Annotated in this window: 1 protein-coding gene; it reads left to right on the forward strand. The window is 78.2% G+C overall.

The features are described from left to right. A partial coding sequence (locus ACVMLK_RS20705) for a cobaltochelatase subunit CobN (protein ID WP_457487499.1) occupies nucleotides 1-2,499 on the forward strand: 2,499 nt, incomplete at both ends.

A 2,499-nucleotide genomic window follows, 5' to 3' on the forward strand; every position in this document is an offset into this window, starting at 1 on the left:
GCCCTGCGCCTCGCCGCCCATGCCGCCGGCCTCGGCCCGGATGACGGCGCGCGGCCGGCGCCGCTGCCCGCCGCCGGCGAGCACCCGCTGGGGGCGGAGGAGCCCGACCCCGAGGCGGTGGTCGTCTTCTACCGGGCGCATCTCCTGGCCGGGGACATGGCGCCCTTCGAAGCGCTGGCGGCGGCGCTGCGGGCCCGCGGCCTGCGGGTCCGCGGCCTCCACGCCGCCAGCCTGAAGGAGCCTGAATCGGCCGGCCTCGTCGCCGGCTGCCTCGCCGCCTGGCGTCCCGCCGTCGTGCTCAACGCCACCGCCTTCGCCGCCCGGCAGCAGGGCGCCTCGCCGCTGGAGGCGGCCGGCGCGCCGGTGCTGCAGCTCGTGCTCTCCGGCGTGCCGCGCCCGGTGTGGGAGGCCTCCTCGCGCGGCCTCTCGCAGAGCGACCTCGCCATGCAGGTGGCGCTGCCCGAGCTGGACGGGCGGCTGCTGACCACGGCCATCGCCTTCAAGGCCGAGGCCGAGCCGCATCCGGCGCTGGAATACGCCCCCACCCTGCTGCGCCCGGACCCGGAGGGCATCGCCCTCGCCGCCGACCGGGCGCTCGGATGGGCGCGGCTCGCCGCCACGCCGCGCGCGGCGCGCCGCCTCGCCGTGCTGCTCTCCGACTATCCCGGCGTGCCGGGGCGGGAGTCCGGCCAGGCCGGCCATGCGGTGGGGCTCGACAGCTTCGCCAGCCTCGCCGCGCTGATCGAGGATCTGACGGCCGCGGGCTACGCCATCGGCACACCGCCGCCGTCCTCGGAGGACCTCGCCCGCGCCCTGACCGCCGCGCCGCCGGCGCCCTTCCTCTCCCTGGAGGCCTACCGCGCCGGTCTGGCCACGCTCCCCGCCGCGCTGCGCGAGGCCGTCGAGGCCGCCTGGGGCCCGCCCGAGGCCGATCCGCTGCTGCGCGACGGCGCCTTCCATCTCCGCCATCTCCGCCTCGGCCGCCTGCTGCTCGCGGTGCAGCCCGAGCGCGGCGCCCGGCTGGACCGCAAGGCCGGCTACCACGACCCCGACACGCCGCCGCGCCACGGCTACATCGCCTTCTACCTGGCGCTGCGGGACGCGGCCGATGTCCTGCTGCACCTCGGCACCCATGGCACGCTGGAATGGCTGCCGGGCAAGGCGACGGCGCTCTCCGCCGCCTGCGCGCCCGCCGCCCTGCTGCGCGGCCTGCCCGTCGTCTATCCCTTCATCGTCAACAATCCGGGCGAGGCGGCGGTGGCCAAGCGGCGGCTCGGCGCCGTCACTCTCGGCCACCTGACGCCGCCGCTGACCCGCGCCGGGCATCACGGCGCCGGGCTGGAGCTGGAGCGGCTGATCGACGAATACGCCGCCGCCGACGGGCTGGACCGCCGCCGCACCGCCCTGCTGCGCCGCGCCATCCTGGAGCGCGCCGAGGCGGCCGGACTGCTGGCCGAGAGCGCCATTCCGCGCGGCCTGCCCGAGGAGGAGACGCTCGCCCGGCTCGACGCCTGGCTCTGCGACGTGAAGGAGATGCAGATCCGCGACGGGCTGCATGTCCTGGGCCGCGCGCCCGAGCCGGAGCGCCGCGCCGCGCTGCTCGACGCCCTCTGCCACGCCAGCCCTGCCCTGCCGCGCGCCGCGCTGGCCGAGCGGCTCGACGCCTCGGCCCGCGGCGAGCGGCAGGCGCTGCTGGCGACGCTGGATGGCCGCTTCGCCGAGCCGGGCCCGGCCGGCGCGCCGAGCCGCGGCCGCGCCGACGTGCTGCCCACCGGCCGCAACCTCTACGCCATCGATCCGCGCAACATCCCCACCCGCTCGGCCCTCGCCCTGGCGGAGCGGGCCGCCGCCGAGCTGCTGCGCCGCCACCGACAGGACCATGGCGACTGGCCCCGCTCCCTGGTGATCGATCTCTGGGGCAGCGCCACGCTGCGCACCGGCGGCGAGGACCTCGCCCTGGCCCTGCTGCTGATCGGCGCCCGGCCGCTCTGGGACGAGGGCTCGGCCCGCGTCACCGGCATCGAGATCCTGCCGCTGGCCGAGATGGCGCATCCCCGGCTCGACGTCACGCTGCGCATCTCCGGCCTGTTCCGCGACGCCTTTCCCGGCCAGATCGCGCTGTTCGACGAGGCGGTGCGCGCCATCGCGGCGCGCGACGAGGCGGCCGACTGGAACCCGCTCGCCGCCGCCGCGCGCGGCCTCGAGGGCGCGGCCTGGCGCCAGGCCACCGCCCGCGTCTTCGGCGCCGCCCCCGGCCGCTACGGCGCCGGGGTGGAGGAGAAGCTGGCGCGCGGCGCCTGGTCGGACGCCGACGAGCTGGGCCAGGACTGGCTCGCCGCCTCGGCCAGCGCCTACGGGAAGGGGCTGGAGGGCACCCCGCTGCCGGAAGCGCTGCGCCGCCAGCTCGGCCGCGCCGAGGCCTATCTGCACAGCCAGGACCATGCCGAGGCCGACCTGCTGGACAGCCCGGACTACGCCGCCCATGCCGGCGGGCTGGCC

The sequence above is a fragment of the Teichococcus aerofrigidensis genome, from assembly GCF_054073225.1.